This is a genomic window from Paenibacillus chitinolyticus NBRC 15660 (assembly GCF_000739915.1).
Lineage (GTDB): Bacteria > Bacillota > Bacilli > Paenibacillales > NBRC-103111 > Paenibacillus_F > Paenibacillus_F chitinolyticus.
On sequence record NZ_BBJT01000005.1, the window covers coordinates 430756 to 455135 of the forward strand.

Genomic DNA, 24380 nt, shown 5'->3' on the forward strand with positions numbered 1-24380 from the left:
AGTATTTAGTACAACACATTAATTTATATATGCGTCATATTAAAGATGTGGAGGAAAAAAAGAAGATGCAGAGAGAACTGTCCTTGGAAATTGTACGTGTTACGGAAGCCGCCGCTCTTGCGGCCGCACGCTGGATGGGACGCGGGGATAAAAACGAGGCGGACGGCGCCGCAACCGCCGCTATGAGGGAATCCTTCCGTTCCGTTTCCATGAAAGGAACCGTCGTGATCGGCGAAGGCGAGATGGACGAGGCGCCCATGCTCTATATCGGAGAGAGCGTAGGCAGCGGGGACGGACCGGAAGTCGATATTGCCGTTGACCCCGTTGAAGGCACGGAACTGGTGTCCAAGGCGCTCAACAATGCCCTCGCGGTTATCGCGGCCGCAGACAAAGGCAAACTCCTGCACGCGCCCGACATGTATATGGAGAAGCTGGCCGTCGGACCCGCGCTCTGCGGAAAGCTGAGTCTGGACGAGCCTCTGGAGAAGACGCTGCGATCGGCCGCCCGCCTGCTCGACAAGAACATCGCCGATCTGACGGTGTCGATCCTCGACCGCGAACGCCATGCGGAGCACATCGCCGTGCTGCGCCGGGTCGGAGTGCGGCTCAAGCTGCTCAGCGACGGCGATGTAGCCGGAGCGATGGCGCCGGCGTTCCCGGAATCCGGCGTCGATCTCTACATCGGCTCCGGCGGCGCGCCGGAAGGCGTGCTGGCCGCGGCCGCGCTGCACTGTCTGGGCGGCGAGCTGCAGGGCCGCCTCATGCCGTCCGGCGAAGAAGACGCGGCGCGCTGCCGCGCGATGGGCATCGACGATCCGGCGAAGCTGCTGCGCCTGCCGGATATGATCGGCGACGACGATGTCATCTTCGCCGCCACGGGCATCACGCCGGGAGATTTCCTCGGCGGCGTGCGCTTTCTCTCCGCCGAGCGGGCCGAGACGCACTCCATCGTCATGCGCGCGAAAACGCGGACGATCCGGTATGTCCGCTCGATTCACCATCTGCCGAGCAAGCCGGTCGCCTTGGCTGTGGCTGTGGTGGGCTAGGCTAGGTTCAGGGGGCTTGGTCAAAGGCAAAAAGGACGCGATCACTCGGATCGCGTCCTTTTTTGCTGTTTCTTGCGGCTCTCCCGGAAGCAGGGGCCGGGCAGCCGAAACCTGATCGAAAGTGTGTTCCAACGCGCGTGAATCTCAAGCGCATGTTGCGGCGCAGCGCGGTGGCCGGCCGCACGCGTGGGGTTCCTCACTCCCGGGGGATCGGCGGGACGTCCCGTAAACGCCGAACACCTCCCTGAAATCGTGGAATCCGATTTCAGGGAGGTGTTCGGGATGCCGGGCATCGCCCTAAGTCCGAGACAACGGAGGAGCCTCACTCCCCTACTGCCGGACCTGCGGGACTTTATGCCGCCGCGGCTTTTTACTTCGACGGCTTAGCCGTTACCTTATAACCGGCTTTGACCGTGACGGAAGCTTTCGCTTCGGTCATGACGGCCGGATACATTTTGTCCGGGTCGGGCTTGCGCAGCGTGTAGTAGGCTACGGCTTCCGAATCCGAAACGTAGTCGACCCGGTCGATGGTGATTCCGTAACCCGGGTTAGGCTGAAGACCGCGGGAGAGGGTGACCTTGTTAAGCTCATCGCTCTGTTTCTCTACGATGACCTTAACACCTTCTTCCTCGGAAGGAGCTGTCGCAGGCTCCTCCGCCTTGCTGTGCTTCGCAACGAATTCCATCGCGTTATAAGCCATTACAGCCGCTTCGGCGCGGGTAATGGGCTTCTTCGGATTGAACTTCGACGCATCGTCCAGCTTGGCGATCTTGGTCAGGAGCAGAACCTGAATCGCGTTCATGCTGCCCGGCGTCACTTCCGCCTGATCCGCAATGTTCACGAACATGTTCACAACGGGATAAGGGCCAGTTTTCTCCACCGCGGCATGAAGCCATTCGGCGAACTGCTCCCGTGTCAGCGTCTGCTGGGGATCGATATCCCGGCCGATCGGAAGACTGTTCATAGCCGCAATGATGAACGATTCGGAATACCAGACGTCATCCTTGGCTTTCGTGAAACTGTCGCTTGCTTTAGGCGCGCGGATGAAACGGATTTTGCCCAGATTCAAATCAAGTGCTTTAACGATCAACTGTACGCCCTGAGCCGCCGTCATCGATGTATTCGGTGCAAACCGGTCGCCGTCCATCCCTTCAACGATTCCTTTCTCTTGCAAAGATTGAATGGCCGCCTCATCGGGACTGCCCTTCAAATCGGAAAACGCGAACGCCGAGGAACCGAGCGAGAACACGAGCAACGAGGCCAACAGGACGATATTCGTCATTTTTTTCATAATGTTCACCTCCACTCTTTCTCTTTCTGACGAGCCGTTCATGCGATATGTTGCATCTCTTTTACCTATTTTAACCGATTCCATAAATTCCTTCTATAGATAAAAGAGCGGCTTTCGACAAAAAGAATGGAGGACTTACGTTTCTTAGCGGACTCCCTTTAGAACGTCGCCCTGCTTGGGCGCGGCTCCCCCCTCAAAACGGATGCGGACCGACTTCGACCCGAACAAATCCGTCCCGTCCGCAACGTGAAAATGGATATGGGGCTCGCTCGTATTGCCTGAGTTCCCGACACGCCCGAGAAGCTGGCCCCGTTCGATTTTGTCTCCGGGTTTTACCGTGATCGTGCCTTTTTTGAAATGGGCCAGAAAGCTGTACTCACCGCTGCCGTGATCGATGATCACGTGATTGCCTGCGGGATTCTTCTCGTCGGTCTGCCCGATCGGGTTATCCGGCCTGCCGTTCTCCACCGCTTTCACGATGCCGGGAGCCGGAGCCGTCACTTCCTGGTTGTACGCGTAATAACTCTCCAGTTTGCCCGGATCGCCGGTGTAGCTGGAAGTTCCCTTGATTTGCACAAGGTCGTAGGCGTACCGCTGGGATTCATGCTCGTAATGATAATTCAGAAGCACGTTCGTTCCGCCCCAGAACACGGTCCACTCCCCCCGGAAAGGAAGGGAAAATTCCGCGCGGCTGAATGCTTCGTCCGAAGCCGGATACGTCTTGAGAGGCACGAATTGAAGCCCCTGGATGACCCCCTTGCCGTCGATAGCGGCCGTCAGCCCTTTTTGCCCGGACTCGTCCGTCCATACGTAACGATCCCCGTCCCCGAGGGGCAGCTTGCTCTGCAGCTTGTATGCGCGGACATCTTTATTGAAATCTCCGGCCAGTTCGCTTAACTGCTCCAGACTCACGTCTTTCTTGAATTCAGGGCTGAAGCGGCTGTAAATCTCTTTGATTTTCCCCTGCAAAAATAGGGCCGCAAGGTTCTCCGGCTCAAACTTCGCCTCTTTCTCCGCATCCGGCGATGCTGCCGGGGGCGCAGGCGAAACGGCCGAGGACGGCTCCGCCTCCGTCCTGCCGCAACCGGCAAGTCCCGGAAGAACAAGCAGTACGGCTGCCATCCCCCAGATCGTCGCTGTTCGTTTCATTTCTCCCTCTCCTTTACGATTTCCTTAAGAACGCGGAGCCTCTGTCTCATCTGTCTGCTCCGGCACGTTCAGCGTACCATCCGGACATTACCTCAGCCGAAACGCCGCATTACCGGAAGCTTATTTTCGAAGCCTTTCTTTTCCTCTTTCGTTAAGGTTCCGTTAAGGTGCTGTTTCAGACGGGTTCACCCGATCGTGATATGATGGGAACAAGAATGGAATAAAGGAGCGGTTTTGTATGAAAGAAGCCCGGCTGTTGATCGTCGACGACGAACCGGCTCTGTTGCATATGCTGGAGAAAGTTCTTGCCAAGGAAGGTTTTACGCGGATCGATACCGTCTCAACCGCCGAGGAGGCTCTGGAGGCCTGCAAGCGTCAGACCTATGATCTGATTGTTCTGGATGTCATGCTCCCCGGAAAAAGCGGTTTCGACATTTGCCCGCTGCTGCGGGCCGAAACGGATGCGCCGATTCTTTTTCTGACCGCCAGGGGCTCCGATCTCGATAAACTGACCGGTTTCGCCCTGGGGGGAGACGATTATGTGACGAAGCCGTTCAATCCTCTGGAAGTGGCGGCACGCATCAAAGCCCGTTTGAGACGACATGTCCGAACCGCGCCGGAAGCCGGGGATCCGAGAGCTGCCGATGCGGCGGCGGAAGAAGCTTCCGAGCACTACGACTACGGACGCTTTCAGGTTCACGTGCAGGCCGGAGAACTCCGGGTGCAGGGGCAAAGTCTGGCGTGTCCGGCACTCGTGTTTCAACTGCTCGTATTTCTGTGCCGCCACCCGAACCGGATTTTCAGCAAGCAGCAGCTGTATGAGCAGGTATGGGGAACGGACAGCTACGGAGACGACAATACCGTGATGGTGCATATTCACCGCATACGCGAAAGAATCGAGGAAAATCCCGGCGATCCCCGCTTTCTCGTGACGGTGCGCGGACTCGGCTACAAGCTTGTGCGCCCGGCTGCTCCGCAGGAGGTACGCGTACCGTGACGGTCCGAAAACGGCTGATTGTTCGTTTTGTCATTCAGCTTGTAACCGTGAGCAGTTTTATTCTGCTGCTGATCGGCGGAGCCGTCGCCTATATGCTCACCGGCATGGCAAAGCTCGAAATGAACCGTGATTTCAGCAAAGCCGGCATGTCCATGCTCGTCCAAACGGTCCGGACGGAGAACGGGAAGCTGATCTTCGACGAGGATCTGCTGGACAAAGCGCTCCGGTCCGGCGGCTGGCTGCAGGCGGTGGATGAAACCGGGGCCGTTATCCGGTCCTACGGGACGCCTGCCGATGTTCCGGCACAGTACGAGCCCGGAGAATTTATCGATTACTGGACGGGAAATAAGCCGTTCCCCTACACCCTTTTTCTCTGGATCGAAGAAAAAGACGGCAGGACCTATACGCTGCTCTACGGAAAACGCAGCGCCGAAAACGTTCTGCTGGACGAGATTCTCGCCGCAGGTCCGCCCGGGGATAAGCAGCCGGAGATACCCGCTTCCATCCGGGAGCGGCTGGACCGGTCCGGTGCCATTCTCCAGCTTCTCGACCGCAGCGGCAGGGAGCTCGCTTCGTACAACCGGCCGGATTCGATCCCCGCGGTCTATACGCTGCAGGATCTGGCGCTCCGCCGCCAATACAGCGAGCGTTACGGGTTCGCCTCCGCTTCGCGCAGCCTGGAGGACGGCCGCACCTGGATCGTCCATGCCCCCGTGCGCAGCGCGGAGCAGAACGTCTTCCCGGCTACGGAAGCGCAGGTCATGCTTACGGCATTCGTCGGCCTGGCCGCCGGGCTGCTTGTGCTGCTCGTCGGAGCGGCGTTCTGGTACGGCCACCGCTTCGGCACGCCGATCGTGCATATCCTCGCTTGGCTGCACCGGCTCAGCCGGGGAGAATATACGGAGCCGGGCGTGGCGAAAGGGAGATCGGGCAGCCGGCGAAGAGACGGGCGCCTGAAGCGGCGCTACCGCCTGTACGGAGATGTCATGCAGTCGATGGAGCATCTGTCCGGCGCTTTAAGCTCCGCCGAGGAAGCCCGTGGGCGTCTGGAGCGGACGCGGGACGAGTGGATATCCGGCATCTCGCACGATTTAAAGACACCTCTGGCTTCCATCAAGGGGTACGCCCATATGCTCGAAACGCCCCAATACACGTGGACGGAACGGGAAATCCGGGAATTTGCGGCTATCATCAAAGATAAGGCGGATTTTATGGATGAGCTGATCGGCGATCTCAGTCTGACTTTCCGTCTCAGCAACGACGAGAGGCCCCAGGCCGCGGAACAAACCGAACTCAACGAGTTCGTGCGCCGCTGTATTCTGGGGGTTGTGAACGATGCGGAGTTCGCCCACGCCAACGTGTCGTTCGAGCCGGAAGAGGAGGCGCTTGTCCGTTCCGTCGACCGGCAGGCGCTCCGCCGCATCCTCGACAACCTCCTTGCGAATGCCGTCCGCCACAACCCTCCGTCCACGCAGATCCGGGTATTCCTTCGGAAAGCCCCGGAGTGGGCCGCTTCCTCGCCAGGGGGTTTCATCCTTCGAGTCGAAGACAACGGAGTGGGCATGGATAAGCAGACTCTGGGTAAACTGTTCGACCGCTATTACCGCGGAACGAACACGGAAGGCACCACCCGTGGGACCGGCCTCGGCATGGCGATTGCCAGGCAGTTGGCCTTGCGGCTCGGCGGCTCCATTGCGGCGGAAAGCGAGCCGGGACGGGGAACGTCCGTAACGGTGACGCTTTAGGAGCGGCAGTCACGGCTAAAGCCGCGGGGCCGCGACAGCGCAGACGGGCGGCGCAGACGGGCGGCGCAGACGGGCGGCGCAGACGGGCGACGCAAGCGGGCAGCGCCGCTGCGGGAGTGTCCGTCGAGCGCGACGGCAGGGGCCCCGGGGCGACATGCCTGCGCAAACGCCCCTGCCGCGCGGCAAGCAAAAAAGCCTCTGACAAAGGAGATGCATATCCAACGCATCGGTCTGTCAGAGGCTTTTTTATATACGTAAGGCTTACACCGCGGAGGCGTCTTTTTTACGTGCGGAACGCTCCCGGTACAGAAAAAACTGCTCCAGGACGATACAGACGAGCATACCCAGCACAAGCCCGTTGTTGGCTACTGTGCGGACCAGACCCGGAAGCTGAGCAATCGCCGAAGCGGGGACGAACAAGCTGCCGATGCCGATCATAAGCGACACCCCGATTATAAAATAATCGCGGTCGCCACCCTTAAGCGAATGATATTCACGCAGCGCGAGGCCGATCATCGAAGCGAACGGCACGAAGATGACCGCGTAACCTACCGGCATCGGCAGGGAGGTGAAAATGGCCGTGACCGGCGGGAACAAGCTGATCAGCACCATGCAGACGGAGGCCAGCACAAACGGCAGCCGCTGAACAAGTCCCGTCGTCAGTATGAATCCCGCGGTTCCGGAAATGGGCACGCAGCCCATCGCGGAAAACAAGCCTCCGAGTGCCGTCGAGACGCCCATCATCAGGCTGGTGCGATTGTAGTTCACAGGGGCTGCGGCCGCGTTTTTGTCGGCGGACACTTTTTCCACGACCTGAATGCTTGCAATGAGGTTCGCGAGCAGCAGCAGACCGATCAGGACGGACGTCGGCAGAATGCCCGCGTCCCACTGTGGAAGTCCCCACTCGAAAATTCCCGGCAGGGCGAACGCCGCATCGGAAGCCGGTACGTCCGGCGCGATACCCAGCAGCATAAACAGGACCCAGCCCGTCAGCAGCGCAAGCAAAATCGAATAATTCCGGAGAAACCGGCTGCGGGTCCGCGGCAGGAGCATCGAAAGCAGAAGCACGGCGAAGGCCGGCAGGGCCACGCGCGAATCCACGGCATCCTGCAGATAGCCGATTCCAAGCAGTCCTTTCATAAAAGAGCCGCTGAGCTGGGCGACCAGAATCAGCAGGTACGTGCCTGTGACAAGAGGCGTGAACAGCTTGCGGATTTTGCCGATCCACCCGAGGGCACCGAGCAGCAGGAACAGGGCTCCCGTCAAAAGCATACCCATTTCAAGCTGGCGAAGACCGTCCGCGAGTGCCAGGGCACCCGAAGAGATCAGGCCCGCGTATACAACGAAAATACCCCACCACAGGCCGGCGGGGCCTTCCATCATCGGCAATTTGTGGCCGAAAAGCGTTTGCAGCAGGGCGGAGACGCCGATCAGCAGAAAAGTCCGCTGCATAAACGTCGCGATATCCGCCGGCGGCAGATGCAGCGCATTGCCTACGGCAAGCGGAGCGACCAAGCTCCCGGCCAGAATAAAGGCCAGCCACTGAATCGTAGAAAAAAACAATTTCATCGGAACAAGACTCCTTGTCGGGCTCGACTATAAACAAATCTTTACAGTCTTAAGATATGTTAAAAAAACAATCATATCCCACCCGGACAAAGTTTGGCAAGAAATCGGGGGAAATCTTTCTGCCGGATACCGGCTGAATCCCGTCCGCATAATGTTCGGCCTTAACCCGGGGGTTCGGCCCCCTGCTCCGGCTGACGGATCGGCAGCAGTTCGTTCCGAACGGCCCCTCCCAGGGAGCGGAGAACGGTTTGAAGGACTTACTGCCGTCTATTCCAAATGGGGTTTGCGGTCCGGTTCACCATGGGAAATCAGCCGGATTGACAGAGGGGGCTTTTTTAGTGTACATTAAATTTAGTACCTGGTACTAATATCAACTACTATATTCTTGGTGAGGTGATCGGATGAACTCGAAAGCAAGAATTTCCGCGGTCGGCAGCTATGTTCCCGAGAAAAGATTGACAAACTCCGACTTGGAGCGCTTGGTGGAAACGAACGACGAATGGATCGTCCAGAGAACCGGCATGCGGGAAAGACGAATTGCCGCTCCCGGAGAATATACGAGTCATATGTGCATCTCCGCCATCGATAACATGATCGCCGAATACGGGGTTTCCCTGGAGGATGTGGATCTGATCCTGACGGCGACCAATACGCCGGATCTTCCTTTCCCGACGGTATCCTGTCTCGTACAGGCGCACTTCGGCATCCCGTCGACGGGCGCTCTCGACCTGAACGCGACCTGCGCGGGCTTCGTTTATGCGCTTCATACGGCGAACGCTTTTATTACGGCGGGCCTGCACCGCAAAATTCTCGTGCTCGGCGCCGATCACATGTCGGCCATTACCGACTATACGGACCGTACCACGTGTATTCTGCTCGGCGACGGTGCGGGAGCCGCTCTCGTTGAGGCCGCGGCCGACGGGGCTCCCGGCGCTTTCCTTGGGCACCATCTGGGATCGGACGGTACGGGCGGCGTGCATTTGTACCGCTCCGGACTGGCGGACCGTCTCGGGGAGAAAGATTTGGAAGGTGCCGGGAAGCTTGTCCAAAACGGACGGGAAGTGTACAAATTCGCCGTCGGCACGGTCCCCAAAGGGGTAAGCGCACTGCTGGATTCGGCCGGTATGGCGATGTCCGAGGTAGACTGGTTTATTCCGCACAGCGCTAATCTGCGCATTATCGAATCCGTCTGCGAGCGCCTGGATTTCCCTGTCGAGAAAACGCTGTACAGCTTGGAGTATTACGGCAATACCTCGGCGGCCACCATTCCCCTGTCGCTCCATATGGGACTGAAAGAAGGCAAAATCAAGCCGGGCGACCTACTGCTTCTTTATGGCTTCGGCGGCGGACTGGTACATGGCGGGCTGCTCGTGCGCTGGGGATGAGTAATCCGCTGCCTACCGCATTTGCCGCATCTGCCGCATCTGCATCTGCTGCATTCTCATCCGCCGCCAGGCCGGCGCAGTTCCCGCATCCGCACCAGGTCTAGCTCTAGCCCTTTTGCTCTTGTTTGCGCGTCCGCTTGCCTCCTGCTCTTGCCCTCGCTTTCCCGCTTACACCGGCGCGAATACGCTGGCGCAAGCGGCGGTTTCCGCTCCCGCCGGGCTCAACCGGCCGGCGCTGAAGGCGCCGCTTCTTCGGCGTTTCCCCCGGGCTCTTCCGCGCCGGGGCAGACAAACGCCCGCGTGCCCGAACGGACCCGCTCACGTGTGTTCAGCCACGGCTTCGCGGCAGTCTTCGACCGGCGGCGGCGCGGCTGCAGCAGCAGGTCGATTTTGCGCTGCAGCACGAAATGATAGGCGGCCAGCGTCTGAAGAAGCCCGCTGGCCGCGGAACCCGGTCGTCGGCCGCCGGGAAACGCCTCCGGCGGAAGCAGCAGATCGGCGGGCTGATTGCCGCCCGCTGTACCCGCTTCTCCGCATGAGGAGTCCGCGCCCCGCGCAGCGGCTCCCGGCAGTGCAGCGGCCGCCTCGGTTACGCGCATCATCGCCCGCTGGCTGCAGGCCAGAGCCTGCAGCATTTCGAGCTTCCAGGCATCCTCCGTCAGGCGCGAGGTCATTTGTTCCCGCCTCCGAGCAAATCGGAGAAATCGCCCATACCACCGCCGCCCTGATTTTCCTGTTCTCCGATTACAATTTGCAGATGCTTGCCAAGCGACTGTTCCATTCTCGTTATCGCCTCGATCAACTCGATCAAACCGTCGTGAACTTCCAGCGGCTGCTGCACCTGATCCTGATGCGTGGCAAACTGCTGCGCCGTCAAGTGACTGCATATCCACGCTTTCGATTTTTCGGCTTCCGCCGCCTTCGCTTCCAGCATCGACGCAATGCTCACCTGCATTTGCGCCACGGACTGGAGAATCCGTACATAGGAGACTTCCCTGCTCACAAGCTCCGCCCGCCTTTCTTTTACGTGCCTTGCGTACTTTGCCGTATCCGCCCTCCGCCTCTTTCCGCTTCGGCTTTCGGCGTACTTCCGGCGTCCGTCTTTCAGCTTACGGCGCCCGTTTTCCGGAGGCTATTCGTCCCCTTCGCCGCTTTCCAATTCCTTCACGACGAGCCCGAGGTTGGTCGCCAGCGCTTCCTCCAGATCCGCGAGCGAGGACAAGTAACTCGTCACATTCCGTGTAACGTTAACCGATTGGCTCAGAAGCGTTTCGTTATCCGCAAACGCCGGGTTCTTATCCGGAATTTGACCGATCAATCCCGCCATATGCGCGGCTACCTCGCTTTTATAGTGAAGGATTTTGGCGAGCTCCAGATGGGATCTGGAAATATGCCGCACCAGCGCGTCTTTTTCGCGTTCCATCCCGTCCCTCCTTCCCCTGCGCCGCCCGGTTTTCTTTTATTCAAAAGTATATGCACGGAGAACCGCGGGTGTCCGCGGACAAGCGACGGCGCTTGCAGTGGGACCGGACTCTGCGGCCCCCCGCTTCCTTAATTCCCACTCAGATGCTTTCCCGTGAAAAATCTCCCGAAACAGACGGCTCCTCCGCTATATAAGGAGAGTCCGTATCCGCAGCGTATCCCCGGCGGCGCCAGTTGTCCGGATAGAAAAGCCGCGGACCGAGCCTATCCATGGCGAGCCGGAGCGCTTCCAGGTGATCGGATGCCCGGCTCCGGTCCATCCAAGCGAAAGGCCGCGCGCCCCGCGTATCCCCGCCGGAAAGCCGCACGGAAGAAACCGCGAGGCCTTCCAGCAGAGCGGTTCCATGCGCCCTGACGGGATGGCCAAGCTCCGCTCCGAGCTTCTTCACCGCCTGGCGGGACAGAGCGTGGGGCAGGACGGTCAAGCTGTCCGCCCGCAAATCCCGGCGGCCCAGCGCGTAGTTGACGAACTGCTTCGCCATGACTTCGGGCGGGCGCTTGTGAAAGTGAGGCAGCTTCGCGGAAACGTCCCACAAGGCGGCATCGCTCCCGCCGGCGACCGTACCGGCAAGCGCCGCTATTTCCTCCGCAGCAGAGGACACGGACGCATCCAGGAACACCAGGATGTCGCCTTCCGCCGCTTCCGCTGCCGCCAGCCTTTCTCCTCCGCCCCCAGCGGACACGCCTCCCGCGCCAACAAGCTTCACTTCCGCTTCAAGCCGCGGAGCCGCAAACGTTTGAACCAGTTGCGGGGTAACCGCCTCGTCACGCGAAGCAAGGATAACCTCGTGCAGAGCCAGCCTCTTCAGTTCCCCGAGCAGTCTCAGCAAGGGCGAATCCTGCACAGTGAAGGCTTCCGGTCCCGCGCCGTGCAGAAGAATGACGGCGGAAACCCGCTGATCCGAAGGAAAAGGAAACCATCCCTTGTCCCGCAGCCCCACCCTCTCGCAATAGCCCTGCGCAAAAGCCGACGCGGCAGCCGCATATTCCGGTCCCGCGGGATTCAGACCGCTGAGCACTCCGCCGTGGCGGGCCCAGAGATCGTTCATCTGTCTGCGCGCCGCCGCTTCATCCGTCCGGCAGGAGCCCGCTTCGTCTCCGTCTACGGAAGCGGACCGGACCGGTAAGCCTGCGGCGAGCAGACCTCCCAGTCTCCGTCCGGCTGCCGCAAGCTCTGCAATCCGCCGTCCCTTCCGGGACGTTACCGCCTTCGCGCCGGTTTTCCCGGGATTTCCGCTGCGGGTCCGCATCCGGCTTCGCGGCTTCTGTCCTCTCGCTGTGCCGGACGGCTTCTTATTAGTCTTCAGCCGCTTCATCCGCTCCCTCCTTTCCTGTCGCGGTCCGAAGAGGCTCCGCCGCCCCTTCCGAAAACGCCGCGGCTTCGATCCAGGCATGCAGCGCTTCCAGGTGATCGCCTAAGATCAAGTCCCCTACGGGATCTCTCCCGGCGCTTTTTCTCCTCCTGGGATTCTTGGCTCCTACGGCCGCATATACCGTGGCCTTGACATTCAGCCCTTTGTGAAGGGCGAGCACCAGCGCTTTGGGCGGGACGGCGAGCGCCTCCGCCCCGATCTCGTTTATCGCCCTGCGGCTTAACGCGTGCGGAATCGTCGTCAGCGACGTTCCCGCCAGGTCCGGCCGGTCCAGCATAGCGGTCAGCGCATGCTTGGCAAGGATGACGCGGTGGACGCTATCGCGCTTGACCGGGCCGGTGTAGGTGTTCATGGCCACATCGGCCCCGTTTTCCACGGCTTTGACGAAAGCGGAGAGCTTTGCGGCCGGAATCACGATATCCCCATCCGTAAAAAGCACAATATCCCCTCGGGCCGCCCGCGCTCCGACGGCCCTGCCGACATCATGGCCGAGCGCCGTATCGAACGCGATCATCCTCGGACCCATTTTCTCCACGATGTCGCGGGAACCGTCCGTAGAGCCGTTCACTACGGCTATCACTTCCACGCTCGGATGAACGTGGTACGCTTCCCGTATAACAGCCGCAAGAGACCGCCGCTCGTTATAGACCGGGATCACCACGGACACTTTCGGAGCGGGATCGTTGCGGTACGTGTGCAGGCTGTTTACGTCACTACTTTGCGCAAGCGGTGTCTTCCGTCTCTTCTTCACCCGCCGCTCACCTCCGTCTCCTTCTCTGCGGCCTCTTCTGTCATATCGTATGGGCCGGATCGCCGGATCGGGAGGGCGGATGTGGAGACGCGCAAAAAAAGGCGGTCTTTTCCGCCGGAGTATGCGTGGTCATGCCCTTCGAAATGAGCCTGAACGCCCGCCTTGCTGAATCGGCAGCGAACTGCCAGTGCAAACTCTGGTGAGCGGGCAGCCCTTTGGGGACCGCCCGTTCCCCGGTTCAGCCCAGGCTGACGTCTTTGAAAAGCGTATCCCAGCAAGCCGGGTTGATGCTGTAGCAGCCGACCGCGCACGTCCGGGGGAGGGACCACTGCAGGTCTGTGATGCCGTCAGCGTTGCTGTGGTTGATCACCAGCACCCGGTAATCTTGCTTTACCAGCACGTTCAGCACCCGCTCCAGCTCGCACGCCTCTTCGTAATACGCGTTCGTGCGGACAAACAGCAGCCGGCTGCCGTACATCAGGTGATGCAGAGTCCGGTAAATGCGGCGGTCGAGCCTGCTTCTGAATTCCGGATAAGAAGCCAGATGGAAGATATGGTTCTGATTTTGAGGGAAATCATGTGCCGAAATAATCCGGGATTTTCTATCCATCACAAGTAAATTCCCGCCTCCGTAATCGATCCCGACCGCCTTCAAATTGCCGGGCTCCATAAATCCCTGGAATCTGTTTTCCAATACTCCGCTCACATCTTCCAATTCGGAAACCATCCAGTCGAATACACCCGAAAACGAACGCAAGTTCATTCTTTTTAATTGAATGGAAGGAGTGCAGTTTCCCCCCAGGCTGTAAATCAAATCGTACTTTCCGGCTATTCCGCTTAAGTCCATGGACGCCCCGTCTCCCTTCTGCCGTACCTTATTTCAAGCTGATATCGGCAAAAAAAATATCCCACCAGCGGTCGCTGTTAAAATTCCAGATATCCGCATAGGGGACCTGGACGGCGCATGTATGCGGCAGCGGCCAGTCTAGCTCGACCAGGCCCGGCACCTGCTCATATTCCACCAGCAGGATCTTGTATTCATGCGCGACAAGCCCGTTCAGCACTTGCTCCAGTTCGGCCGTCTCCTCGTACGTTCCATGCATGCGAATGAACAGGATACGCTTTTCCTCGTTTAATTGTTTTAAAAACCGGTTAATCCGGCGGTTCAGCTTTTCCTTGAATTCTCCGTAGGTGAAAAGCTGTTCCGGCGAATTCCGGTTCACCGGGAAATCGTGGACGGATATGACGCCGTATGCGGAATCCTTCACTTGATAATTCGGTTGAAGGGTAACCGGCTCCACCACGCTCATATGGGCAAGCTCCATGAATCCGTCAAACCGTCTGCCCAGCAGCCGGTTCACGTCCGTGAGCGAATCCGACATCATCCAATCCAGCACCCCTGCGGAAGAGCGCAGGCCGTGCCTTTCCATCTGAATCGCCGGCAGGCAGTTTTGTCCAAGGCTGAATACGGAGTCGTAGCTCCCCGCCAAGTCTTGTAAACGCATCATACTCCCTCCTTTTGGCCTCCTGTTGTATACAATGCGCGAAGGGGACATTCAGCGTGGACCCCCGTCCTTGCCCGGAAAAATGGATGCGCACATCCAATCCCCCGCCGCGTCCCGGCATACTCTGTTAGAAAGGATGTGAGCCGCGAGCATCCGGAACACGGAGGTAAACGTCATGTACAAGTACTATCAGAAGGTGGAAATAGATCCGCATACCTATGCTCTGCCGCTTCAAGCGGGCGATCAGGAAATGTTCCTGTGCCCCCTCTATTTGTACGGAATTACGCCGGGCAGCCGGATTCTTTTTAAGGTGAACATCGCCTGGAGCAACCCCGTCACTTACGACATCGGCGAACTGGAAATCAAAATACGGCGCGACCATCCGGGCGGACCCGTTGTTGAGAGCAGCGAAGATTCGCGCTTCCGCGGGGGAACGGCAAGTATGGAAGGGGAAGACGAAGGGGACGCGGCCGACATCGTGGTTTATTACCTGACCGTGCGTTCGCAAGGAGGAAAAGCGCTGATCGAAGGCCCGATTGTGTTTGAGGGATTTGTCCTTGAAGAGGATTGAAATCCGGTGAAATGGTTTTATTGCCCCGGCTACTCGTCCGTTTCGAAACAGCCTGAGAGTGAATTTACTAATCTTGTAAGACTATTCTTTCAAAAGGGGATGAGCTACCTTGGCTACCATTTTGGATTATCAGACTAATGATGCTCTCATAGGCGGAGGTTCCCTGCCTTTTCCCGTAACGAATCCGCTGCTTGGCGGCGTCGAGCTCGAAGTCGCCACGATTAACCTGACGCCTGCGGATACTACCAATCTTCTCCGTTTCGAGGGAACGATCGGCTGGCAGCCCGACCTTCTTCTCGCCACTCCGCTGCTCCCGATTCTTCAGGTCAGAATCCGCGTTGGCAGCCCCACGGGAACCGTCATTTACGAGACGGACGATTCGGCTCTGATCGGTACCGGCGTTCTGACGACTATCACGGACAACATCCTGACGGTTTCGTTCCAGCATTCGATTCAAGCTTCGGTCGTTCCGACCGGTTCGCAGCCCTACTTCCTGACCGTTGCCGTCCGGGGGCTGGGCAGCATATCGATTCGCGGCCCCATTCACTTCGGGGCATTCGTTATCGCTCCGTAACGGGATCTATTACGGCAAAGGCAGACAAGAGGCCGTCCTCTCTGCCTTTTATTGTATTTAGTGCTGCGGCACAAAAAAACCTCACATTAGACGTGAGGTTTTTTTGTGTTTGTCGACCTTTATCGCCTTTATCTCGTTTATCGCTTTATCGGCGTTATCTGTGGTGTCGGCTGTATCGCCTTTATCGGCGGTGTCGGCGACAATCGGTGATTACCCGCGTCGGCTAAAATCGTCCCCGGCTCTGTCCGGCCGCCAGATAGGCCTTTACGAAATGCTCCGTCATCCGGTCCAGGGACCAGCGTTCGCAGCCCGAGAGACGGGCGGCTTCGCCCATCTTCAGCCGGAGTTCGTCGTCGGCAAGCAGCAGCTCCAGGTGGTAGGCCAGCGTATCGGTGTCCCCTACCATAGAGACAAACCCCGTCTCGCCGTGCGCGACCATTTCCGGCAGCCCGCCCGCATTGGAGACGACGGCCGGCTTGCCTGCCGTCTGCGCCTCCATAACGGCAAAGGGCTGGTTATCCTGCACGCTCGGGTGCGCGAAGATATCCGAGAGCGCCAGGATGGCCGGCACATCTTCCCGGTGCCCGAGGAACCGGACATCGTCCTCAAGCCCGGCGGCCCGCACCTGAGCGATCAGCTCATCGCGTTTGTCGCCGTCGCCGACCAGCCAGCAGATCCAGTCGGAGCGTCTTTGTTTCAAATTGGCCAGGGCAGCGATCAGAAAGTGAATCCCCTTGATCGTTTCCAGACGCGCCGGACACACGATCAGTTTTTTCCCTTCCGGACGGACCAGGGGCGTGCCTGCGGCGAGCTTGTGCGTGAACGGCTCCATATCGAATCCGTAGGGCGACACTTCGATATGTCCTGCGGGTACGCCGTATTCCCGGGAGAGAACGTTTTTCAGCCAGTTGGAGGCCGTTACCGCCTTCTCCGCCGCCATGGCGCCGTGATATTCGAGCGTGCGGTAATAAAGGTGCGCAAGCGGCCGCAGCCTCTCGGAATCCAGCCTGCCTTCCTCGTCCAGCAAGATTTTAATCTCCCTTGCCAGTGATCCGTGAATGCTCGCCACCAGACCGGTGCTCGGGGGCCTTACCCGGTTTAATGCGAGCGAGGCGATCACGTCCTGGGCATGGATGACGTCGTACTGCTGAAGTCCGAACGAAGCCGCGGCCAATTCCATGCAGTAGCGATCCATTTCCACCCGGCGCACGAGCGGGTCCTGATGAAGGGCCGGCAGCGCGTTCCGGTTTAATTTTGCCTGGAGCATGTGCATCAGATCGTCTTTCATCACCTTTAGGTCGGTTCCGTAGATGTAATATTTGTATTCGTCGGGTCCGTTCCCCATCAGGTCGACCTGATGCCCCCAGTTTTCCAGCCGCTTCTTAAGCTGAAGCATAAACGGCCATACCCCGCCGAGATGGGGAATCGGCCAATAGGTCGCGAGCAATATTTTCAAGAACCTTCCCCCCGTTTCGCCTCTGTTTCCTTCCTTGCCGGCGTTCCTGCAGCCCGCACCGTTTGCGCGGAGAACAAGCATCTTCTTTTATCATATGGACGGGATAACGGGATTGACATGGAGAATGGCCTCTATCCTATAAAAAAGGCGGCAGAAACGTGCCGGACCGGCGGATTCGTCCGCTTGCGCCCGGACCTTCGCCCCCCTGCTTTCATACGATATGGAGGATACAAGCACAGAGAAAAGAGGTGCGTTATGAAAGCCTTAGTCACCGGAGGGGCGGGCTTTATCGGCTCTCACTTGGCGCAAGCGCTCGCGGACGCGGGCCATGAAGTCCATGTGCTCGACAACTTGTCGAGCGGAAAAGCCGAATGGGTGCCCGGCCAAGCCGTTCTTCATGTCCTGGAACTAAACAGCCCGGAGCTTCACGAGCTTGTCGGACGTATCCGGCCCGAAGTCGTGTTCCATTTGGCCGCTCAAGCCGACGTTCAGAGATCCATAGCCGATCCGGCTTTCGATGCGCAGGTCAACATTACCGGAACGGTGTCGCTCCTTGATGCTTGCCGGAAATCGGCTGTGCGGCGGTTCGTCTTCGCTTCGACATCCGGCGTGTACGGGGACAGCGTGCACGAAAAATTATCGGAGGATATCCCGGCCGCGCCCATTTCGTACTACGGTCAGTCGAAACTTGCGGCGGAAGGGTATATCCGGATTTTTCACAAGCTGTACGGACTGCCCTATACGATTCTCCGTTACGGAAACGTGTACGGCCCGAGGCAGACGCCCAAAGGAGAGGGCGGCGTAGTCGCCGTGTTCCTGCAGCAGCTGCGCCGGGGACAGCCCATCACGATTCACGGAGACGGCGGGCAGACCCGGGACTTCGTGTATGTCCGGGACGTCGTGGAGGCCAATCTGGCGGCCGCCGCATCTACGGGCTGCGGGCTCTACCATGTCAGCACGGGCCGGAGCACGACCATCCGGCAGCTGGCCGAGCTCATCCGCGAGACCCGGTCGGCGCCTGTTCCGGTCCTGTTCGGCGAAGCCCGGCCCGGCGATATCCGGCACAGCTGCCTGGACAACCGCCGGGCACAGGAAGAGCTGGCCTGGAGCCCCCGGTACCGCATCGCCGACGGGCTGCGGGAAACCTGCGCCGCGTTCCTGGCTTAAGGCGGCACCGGTTTGCAGGCACCCGAAGGAAGCCTGCGCCATGTCTGCCCCATGTCTCGTCGTTCGCGTGCCTGTGCCACGCCGTGTCTCACGGGTCTCGTGCCGGTGCCGCGCCATGCCGTCTCGTTCCCGTGCAGATACCGTGTCGTGGCCCGAAACAAAAGCCCCGGTTTATTCCGGACAATCCGGAATACCGGGGCTTGCTTTTTTTTAGCGAAACGGTCAGCGGCTGTTCCAGATATCGTGGATAGCCTGGGCGAATGCGTCTACGCTTCTGGCCCACGGCCATTGATACGAATCGTACAGGCCCTGGAGAGCCAGACGGGCCCGCAGCTCCTTATCGTGGATCAGCCGGACGATGTCTGCCGCCAGCCGGTTCTGGTACCGGTAAGAAAGGAGGCAGTTGCGCTCGTGCCGTGCATAATCCGCATTTCCGCCTGAATACGTCGTGACGAGCGCCGCCCCGCATCGCATGGCCTCCAGGCCGGGCAGCGAACCGGAATCGTAGAGCGAAGAGCTGACGTAGATATCGGTTTTGTTGTAGAGGTAGCGCAGCTCCTCGTCGTTATTGGGCAGGCAGAATTGAAAACTGCCCGTATCGCGGAGACGCTGCAGACTCGGTGCGGTATGAAATTCGTCGGGCGGGCAGATCAGATTGATTTCCGTATCGGGATAATGATGTTTGACGAACGCGAGCCGGCTGACCAGATAATCCTGGTCGCGGTGCCAGGCAATCCCTCCCTCCGAATTGCGGACGACAGCGGAAATTTTGACAGCGGGCGGGGTGGATTTCCGGAGGTTCAGATTTTGCATGAACGGTCCAAGTCCGATCGGGACGATATGTCCGCGGATGCCGTGATTAAGCTCGATCAACTTCTGCTGCCACTCGGACAGTACGATAAGATGCGGCGTCGTATGATAGGTGGGGAACGTGATATGATCGTCCGGCAGAAAAGTCGGTTCGTAGCAAAGACTGAACCGGACATGAACGCTCCGGTCCCGCGCGCTCGCTTCCACGCATGCGGGCACGGTCGTGTAGAAGTTGGAGACGACTACGTCTCCGGGCGGAATATCGTCCGCGTCCAGCGTAATACTGTGACGGCCGCGGACAATCCGGGCCCGGATATCAAACTTGACTTCGGCATGAGCAGGCATCACGATGGTGACGTCATACCCGCGGTCCGCCAATCCGTTCGTAATTTCCGCCAGCATCCGCTGGGCCCCGCCGAAATTCAAGGTGAGGATAGGAAACACCAGCCTCATGCTTTTTCCTCCTTTCATGGACACGCAGCCGCACCGGTTCTCCGCGAACCGGCGTCTACCCGTTCGGGTGGCTGTTCAAAATATGCTGGATAACCGGGTCCGGCATCCGGTAGTTATCCGGAAGCCCGGCCCGGATCTGGTTCCACAGCTTGTAATCGACCAGATACTCCGGGTTCGACACTTGCACGGAAAAAAGCGAATTGTACAGGTCGCCAATCACATACACTTTCTCGCTCATGATCATTCTCCTTTCTGTCCCCGCAAGGAAATTCAGGCTTGAGCGGCTTTGGCGATTGCCCTGCCGTATACATCGAGAAGCCGCTGAACCATCAGATCCATGGACCAGTGGACGGCCCCCCATTGCCCGGCTTCCCTGCCCATCGCTTCCCGCATAGAGGTATTCTCCAGCAGCGTGTACAAGTGGGTGAACAACTGCTGGCTGTTGCCCGACGGGAAGATAAGCCCCGTACGGCCGTGCTCGACCATCTCGGGCACGCCCGTGGCGTCGCTGACGATCGACGGCTTCCCTGCGAGCTGCGCTTCTATCAGCGACAAAGGCTGATTGTCCACATAACTCGGCTGCACGAAGATATCGGACTGGGCAAGCAGATAAGGCACGTCGTTCCGCCTGCCCATAAACTGGACCGTTTCCAGCAGTCCGAGTTCCGCGCACTGCCGGTTAAGCTCCGCCTCCTGGTCGCCTTCTCCCACGATCCAGCAGACGAAATCGTCCCGCACCGTCCGGAGCAGGCCGACCGCTTCGATAAGCAGCGACAAGCCCTTGATCGGGATGAGCCGGCCGGTGAAAATAATGACTTTTTTCCCAGGCGGCTTATAGATCGGGGTGGCGGAGCTTGCCATCTTCGCATAGAAATCGCCCGTAGCGTACCCGTACTGAAACACCTCGACTTGATGCTCGGGAACGGAGTATTCCGTGGTCAGCAGGCGCTTCAGCCACTGGGAGGAGGCGATCGTAATATCGCTGCTCGTGGCGCCGAGATGCTCGATAGCCGACTGGAACCGCCAGATGAGCGACTCCTCCAGGTTGACGTTATTTTCCAACAGATGCAGCTTGATCTCGTGAGCCACCGAACCGTGCAGACTGGCGACGAGTCCCGTCCGCGGTGATTTGACCCGCCGGAAAGAACGCGTGGCCAGAACGTCCTGCGTATGAATCACGTCATATTGCTCCAGCCCGAAATAGGCGGCGGCCAGCTCCATGCTCAAGGTGTTCATTTCAAAATGCGAAAGCCAGGAGCTGGAGTGAAGGATCGGATACAGCTCGGGGCTTATTTTCTTTTCCAGAAAAGGCCTTACCGCCTCTTTATAAAAAACACGGCCGCTGAACGGCATATGAAACACACTTTCATCTTCGCTGTTGCCGAATACATCGACCTCGTGGCCTAGCGCCTCCAGCTTTTCTTTCATATTGACCATAAGCGGCCACACTCCGCCCAAATGCGGTAACCGCCAATAGGTCGCGAGCAGTATCTTCAAGAATGTCCCCTCTTTTCTGCGTGAAACTCACAAGGCTGCGTGTCGGCACCGGCATGCCTTTATCCCTACACTATATGCGGCTATTCCCCTCCTTCACGGGTCGTTTGCCTCACCGGGCTCAAAATGTGTACGTGTCCATACGTCTGTGCGGCAATTTCATATACTGAACTGTGCCGGATTGAACGGAAGGGAAGGTGACCATGTCTATTTACTATTTTGACGCCTACGAGTTCGGACCTTACGACTCGCGTTATATCCAGAGTTTCGATCTTGTCTTTCAAAATATCGCCCAGCGGCATTTCGACGTTCTTATACAGGGCTATCAAGGCCAGAGCCGTTTTCTCTTGGGGCTCTATCATCTCGATCCCGCTCCGCTGCCCGGTTCGATTGCCCATCTGCCGACGGTATATAATCACAATCAGCCCTTTACGCTTCACATTCACACGAATTTGACCAATCCTTATCCCCTTGCGATGACGATGTACGCTAAAAACGAAGGGGTTCTTGTTGCAACCTTCACCACGAATGATTTGACGGTCAGCGATCCGCTCTGACTGTCGGTGCCGGGATTTGCCCGTAAAAAAGAGGCCCTTCTATTCGGAAGCGGCCTTTTAAGGTTGTTTGCTTCTGCGAACCCCCGTGCTCAGCGTATAAAAGATTTCAGCGACAATCCGGGCCGCATTCACAGCGTCTTCGTTGTTGATGAGAACGGCCGCATTAGCGGAGGCTGTCCCGAAACCTTTCGTATTAATAAGCATTCCTGTCGTAAAAGTCTTACTTCTTCACCCCTTTTCTAGCAATCTCTTAAGCAGTATATTCTTCCGGAACCAAAAAGATTGGACGACCCCGAGGGCCGTCCGTTTTTTTGCATATGCGCCTGCTCCCGGATTTCGAATATGTCTCCCGTCCGGCTCCCATACCGGTTAATTGCCCGAAAAGATCGCCTGCGCACCCGTTCTCGTATCCATCCAAACGCCGATAAACCCGTAAGGCGGGATGGTGCTGATGTCCGTATAATTCCCGATGGTCGGCACCGGTGTGGCGCTGCCCGCATTCGGGTTGCTGGAGGCGGTGGATTCTCTCCGGTTAAAAAACGAGGCCCCCCCGTCCACAGATATGGCCACATACGCATCCAAATCGAACCCGTTAATCTGATTGGAATAGTACAGAATGGTGATCAGCCCGCTTTTGGGGGACACATCTATAGAAGGAAAAAAGTTCTGAGTGCCGGCCGGAGCCGACGTAACAGAGACGGGAGCCGTCCAAGTCAGTCCCTGATCGAAGGACCGGGACAGGAATACGTCCGAATAACCCTGCCGGTTATCCTGCCACACCGCGTAAAGAATCCCGCTTGTCGACAGCGCCGAATTATCGACGGCGATACAGGCGCCGGTCGGTACTTCGAAGCCGTACCCCGTAACCGGCAGGACGTTGGGTACCAGCGTGACGGGCGAAACGATTATCGGCGTCTGGAAAGTGGCCCCGCCGTCCAGCGAACGGCTTACCTCGAAGCGTGTAACCGGAGTTAACGAGATGTAGGCCACATAGACAATTCCCGTCAGCCCCGCAGCCACGTCCCCACGCGTCACATAATCGGCGTCCGGAGATACAAGCGCGGGCCGCAGCCAGGTCTGCCCGTTGTCCAGCGAACGTTGAAAGAAGATCACGGACCCGCCCACAAAGTCCGTATTGAATTGGTGGACATAGACCAGGTAAACGCTGCCCTGATACGTACTGGCCTGGGAGTTGTCAAAGACCGCGTTCACCTGCACATTGTTGATAAACGTCGTAAACCCTTGAGCCGCAATGACCGGTGCTCCGAAAGTGATTCCGTTGTCCGTTGACGTGTAGACGGCAATCGAGCCGCTGCCCGCCGCATTGAAAACATGGGACGCCACGATGAACACATTTGGAAACCCGTAAGCCACGACGTTGGACTCGCCGCCGATATATCCCGCCGGGAGCGGCAGAATAAGCGGTCCCCATGAGATGCCCTGGTCAACCGAGCGATAGACGGCAATCTGGGCGGCCCCCGTCGTAAAATCCGTCGCAGCCGCCACGATATTGAGCGTAGTCAAGTAATTGGCCGCCACGCTGGGTGTCTGGGCAAGCGTTCCTGCCGGCGATACCTGCGAATTCGCCATTTGGGTTCACCTCCTTTAGTAAATGTTAAAACCCGCCCCACGTCGTCTGCGCACCGGTTCTCGTATCAGTCCAGACGGCATAGAAATTGTCCGGCGGAACGGTGCCGACATCAATGTAATCTCCGATAAGCGGCGTCGGGACGGGGTCGTCTCCATTCGGGTTAAAAGAAGTGGTCGTCACGCGAATATTCGTGAAAGTGCTGCCTCCGTCCCTGGACTGGGCCGCATAAACGTCGAGATCGAAGCCGTTCAGCCGGTTCGTGTAGTAAATCACGGTAATGGTACCGGTTTTGGGCGATACCGTTATTGCCGGAAAAAAATTTTGCGCTCCTGCCGGGCTATCCGTAATGGGAATCGGTGCGCTCCAGGTAAGTCCCTGGTCCAACGAGCGGGACAGAAACACATCCGCATACCCCTGTCGGAAATCCTGCCACACCGCATAAATGTTCCCCCGTCCGGGGGACACAAGCGCGGTATCCGCCATAATGTTCGAGCAAGTCAGGACGCGGAACTCATACCCGGGCACCGGCAGTACAAGCGGAACGACCGATACGCCGGAGACCAGAATAGGCGGTCCGAAAGACTCGCCACCGTCCAGCGACCGTCTAATGTAGTAGGCTGCGGGGGGTGTCGTGTCGATCCAGGCAAAGTAGAGGTCCCCCTGCAACCCGATACCGACATCGGGGCGCTCGGTATTCCTCATCACATCCGATAAAATCAACGGAGCTTCCCAAGTGACTCCCCCATCCAGGGACCGCTGAAATGTCGCCATCGAAAAACCGCCCGCATCGACATTGTACTGCCGGTTATAGGTCACATAAGCGTTGCCGAGATACGGACTGGATTGAGAATTGTCATAGAACACTTTCGTCCAGTCGTCATTGATAAACGTGCCGTATCCCGGATTCACGATAATCGGCGCCGAGAAGCTGAGCCCGTTGTCCGTGGACCTGTAAACCGCAATCGTACCGCTGGAGTTGCCGGGGAAAACATGGGCCACGATCAGGAACAGATTCGGAAACCCGTAAGCCGCAAAGGCGGCCTCCGCTCCCGTAAACCCGGGCGGCAGGGGAAGAAAGGAATTCGTCCAGTTCACTCCCGCATCCTGCGACCGGTATACGCCCGTAAGCGGCGGCCCCAACGTAAAATCGGTGGCCGTTGCGATCATGATATTGGCATCCAGCAAATTAACGGCTAGCGAAGGTTCCTGCTTCGGATTGCCCGAAGCGTTCACTTGAAAGTTAGGCATAGGGGCCTCCTGTCGAATGCGCATAATCTTGTACTCCAATGTATGCCGGAGATGGGTCACGGGAATGGACAATACAGAAATTAATCGCCTCCCCTTTCAATGTCCACACCCGTCAAATACGGCCGAATAAACTGAAGTATGCATCCGGCGCGACGGCGGTACGCTT

At 58.4% G+C, this 24380-nt stretch carries 24 protein-coding genes; 8 read left to right on the forward strand and 16 right to left on the reverse strand.

Annotation, left to right across the window (positions count from 1 at the left end; translation table 11 throughout):
• The first annotated feature begins 65 nt into the window (after positions 1-65).
• Positions 66-1046, forward strand: a complete 981-nt coding sequence (gene glpX / locus PCH01S_RS15200; RefSeq protein ID WP_042230614.1) for a class II fructose-bisphosphatase — start codon at positions 66-68, stop codon at positions 1044-1046.
• A gap of 370 nt (positions 1047-1416) precedes the next feature.
• Here the strand turns inward: glpX and PCH01S_RS15205 are convergent, their stop codons facing one another.
• Positions 1417-2337 carry an S-layer homology domain-containing protein gene (locus tag PCH01S_RS15205; RefSeq protein WP_241688731.1) on the reverse strand — a complete coding sequence of 307 codons (921 nt, stop codon included), beginning with the start codon at positions 2335-2337 and terminating at the stop codon, positions 1417-1419.
• A 144-nt stretch (positions 2338-2481) separates the two neighbouring features.
• Positions 2482-3486: a M23 family metallopeptidase gene (locus PCH01S_RS15210; RefSeq protein WP_042230616.1), complete on the reverse strand. Its 1005-nt coding sequence runs from the start codon at positions 3484-3486 to the stop codon at positions 2482-2484.
• Between the two features lie 238 nt (positions 3487-3724).
• Here PCH01S_RS15210 and PCH01S_RS15215 point away from each other — a divergent pair, with 238 nt between their 5' ends.
• Together PCH01S_RS15215 and PCH01S_RS15220 are read left to right on the forward strand one after the other, a co-directional pair.
• Complete coding sequence (locus PCH01S_RS15215) at positions 3725-4483, forward strand: response regulator transcription factor (RefSeq protein WP_042230618.1); 759 nt, start codon at positions 3725-3727, stop codon at positions 4481-4483.
• Positions 4480-6228, forward strand: a complete 1749-nt coding sequence (locus tag PCH01S_RS15220) for a sensor histidine kinase (protein ID WP_042230619.1) — start codon at positions 4480-4482, stop codon at positions 6226-6228. The genes PCH01S_RS15215 and PCH01S_RS15220 overlap by 4 nt, the downstream gene beginning before the upstream one ends.
• Positions 6229-6489: 261 nt before the next feature.
• Here the strand turns inward: PCH01S_RS15220 and PCH01S_RS15225 are convergent, their stop codons facing one another.
• Positions 6490-7797, reverse strand: a complete 1308-nt coding sequence (locus PCH01S_RS15225) for a purine/pyrimidine permease (RefSeq protein ID WP_042230620.1) — start codon at positions 7795-7797, stop codon at positions 6490-6492.
• Positions 7798-8198: 401 nt separating this feature from the next.
• Here PCH01S_RS15225 and PCH01S_RS15230 point away from each other — a divergent pair, with 401 nt between their 5' ends.
• The gene (locus tag PCH01S_RS15230) at positions 8199-9182 is read left to right on the forward strand and encodes a ketoacyl-ACP synthase III (RefSeq protein WP_042230621.1); all 984 of its coding nucleotides are present in this window, start codon (positions 8199-8201) and stop codon (positions 9180-9182) included.
• Between the two features lie 221 nt (positions 9183-9403).
• Here the strand turns inward: PCH01S_RS15230 and PCH01S_RS15235 are convergent, their stop codons facing one another.
• The 7 genes from PCH01S_RS15235 to PCH01S_RS15265 form a co-directional block, all read right to left on the reverse strand.
• A complete protein-coding gene (locus tag PCH01S_RS15235; RefSeq protein WP_042230623.1) occupies positions 9404-9856 on the reverse strand; it encodes a hypothetical protein in 453 nt (150 codons plus the stop codon).
• Positions 9853-10185 carry a hypothetical protein gene (locus tag PCH01S_RS15240; RefSeq protein WP_042230625.1) on the reverse strand — a complete coding sequence of 111 codons (333 nt, stop codon included), beginning with the start codon at positions 10183-10185 and terminating at the stop codon, positions 9853-9855. Before PCH01S_RS15240 ends, PCH01S_RS15235 begins: the two co-directional genes overlap by 4 nt.
• Before the next feature lie 129 nt (positions 10186-10314).
• A complete protein-coding gene (locus PCH01S_RS15245; RefSeq protein WP_042230627.1) occupies positions 10315-10605 on the reverse strand; it encodes a hypothetical protein in 291 nt (96 codons plus the stop codon).
• A 139-nt stretch (positions 10606-10744) separates the two neighbouring features.
• Complete coding sequence (locus PCH01S_RS15250) at positions 10745-11980, reverse strand: hypothetical protein (protein WP_042230628.1); 1236 nt, start codon at positions 11978-11980, stop codon at positions 10745-10747.
• Positions 11961-12788: a glycosyltransferase family 2 protein gene (locus PCH01S_RS15255; protein ID WP_042230630.1), complete on the reverse strand. Its 828-nt coding sequence runs from the start codon at positions 12786-12788 to the stop codon at positions 11961-11963. The genes PCH01S_RS15250 and PCH01S_RS15255 overlap by 20 nt, the downstream gene beginning before the upstream one ends.
• A gap of 238 nt (positions 12789-13026) precedes the next feature.
• A complete protein-coding gene (locus tag PCH01S_RS15260; protein ID WP_042230631.1) occupies positions 13027-13635 on the reverse strand; it encodes a DUF1796 family putative cysteine peptidase in 609 nt (202 codons plus the stop codon).
• A 28-nt stretch (positions 13636-13663) separates the two neighbouring features.
• The gene (locus PCH01S_RS15265) at positions 13664-14293 is read right to left on the reverse strand and encodes a DUF1796 family putative cysteine peptidase (RefSeq protein ID WP_042230632.1); all 630 of its coding nucleotides are present in this window, start codon (positions 14291-14293) and stop codon (positions 13664-13666) included.
• Between the two features lie 175 nt (positions 14294-14468).
• On the opposite strand from PCH01S_RS15265, the gene PCH01S_RS15270 reads away from it, so the two are divergent.
• Positions 14469-14864 (forward strand): hypothetical protein, encoded by a 396-nt coding sequence (locus tag PCH01S_RS15270; RefSeq protein WP_042230633.1) that lies wholly within the window; start codon positions 14469-14471, stop codon positions 14862-14864.
• Positions 14865-14973: 109 nt separating this feature from the next.
• The gene (locus PCH01S_RS15275; RefSeq protein WP_042230634.1) at positions 14974-15438 is read left to right on the forward strand and encodes a hypothetical protein; all 465 of its coding nucleotides are present in this window, start codon (positions 14974-14976) and stop codon (positions 15436-15438) included.
• A 223-nt stretch (positions 15439-15661) separates the two neighbouring features.
• On the opposite strand, the gene PCH01S_RS15280 is transcribed toward PCH01S_RS15275, so the two are convergent.
• Complete coding sequence (locus PCH01S_RS15280) at positions 15662-16894, reverse strand: glycosyltransferase family 4 protein (protein ID WP_042230719.1); 1233 nt, start codon at positions 16892-16894, stop codon at positions 15662-15664.
• A 255-nt stretch (positions 16895-17149) separates the two neighbouring features.
• On the opposite strand from PCH01S_RS15280, the gene PCH01S_RS15285 reads away from it, so the two are divergent.
• Positions 17150-18061 carry an NAD-dependent epimerase/dehydratase family protein gene (locus PCH01S_RS15285; RefSeq protein WP_042230635.1) on the forward strand — a complete coding sequence of 304 codons (912 nt, stop codon included), beginning with the start codon at positions 17150-17152 and terminating at the stop codon, positions 18059-18061.
• A 222-nt stretch (positions 18062-18283) separates the two neighbouring features.
• On the opposite strand, the gene PCH01S_RS15290 is transcribed toward PCH01S_RS15285, so the two are convergent.
• Genes PCH01S_RS15290 through PCH01S_RS15300 form a run of 3 tightly spaced genes read right to left on the reverse strand, consistent with a single transcriptional unit; the run spans position 18284 to position 20821 of the window.
• The gene (locus PCH01S_RS15290) at positions 18284-19324 is read right to left on the reverse strand and encodes a glycosyltransferase family 4 protein (protein ID WP_042230636.1); all 1041 of its coding nucleotides are present in this window, start codon (positions 19322-19324) and stop codon (positions 18284-18286) included.
• Positions 19325-19379: 55 nt separating this feature from the next.
• Positions 19380-19562, reverse strand: coding sequence for a hypothetical protein (locus tag PCH01S_RS15295; protein ID WP_042230638.1), 183 nt, complete (start codon positions 19560-19562; stop codon positions 19380-19382).
• Between the two features lie 32 nt (positions 19563-19594).
• Positions 19595-20821, reverse strand: coding sequence for a glycosyltransferase family 4 protein (locus PCH01S_RS15300; protein WP_042230640.1), 1227 nt, complete (start codon positions 20819-20821; stop codon positions 19595-19597).
• 200 nt (positions 20822-21021) lie between these two features.
• Between PCH01S_RS15300 and PCH01S_RS15305 the strand changes: the two genes are divergently transcribed.
• A complete protein-coding gene (locus PCH01S_RS15305) occupies positions 21022-21375 on the forward strand; it encodes a hypothetical protein (RefSeq protein ID WP_042230642.1) in 354 nt (117 codons plus the stop codon).
• Between the two features lie 369 nt (positions 21376-21744).
• On the opposite strand, the gene PCH01S_RS15310 is transcribed toward PCH01S_RS15305, so the two are convergent.
• Positions 21745-22965 (reverse strand): sialidase family protein, encoded by a 1221-nt coding sequence (locus PCH01S_RS15310; protein WP_042230644.1) that lies wholly within the window; start codon positions 22963-22965, stop codon positions 21745-21747.
• Between the two features lie 25 nt (positions 22966-22990).
• A complete protein-coding gene (locus tag PCH01S_RS15315; RefSeq protein ID WP_042230645.1) occupies positions 22991-24214 on the reverse strand; it encodes a sialidase family protein in 1224 nt (407 codons plus the stop codon).
• Positions 24215-24380 lie beyond the last annotated feature (166 nt).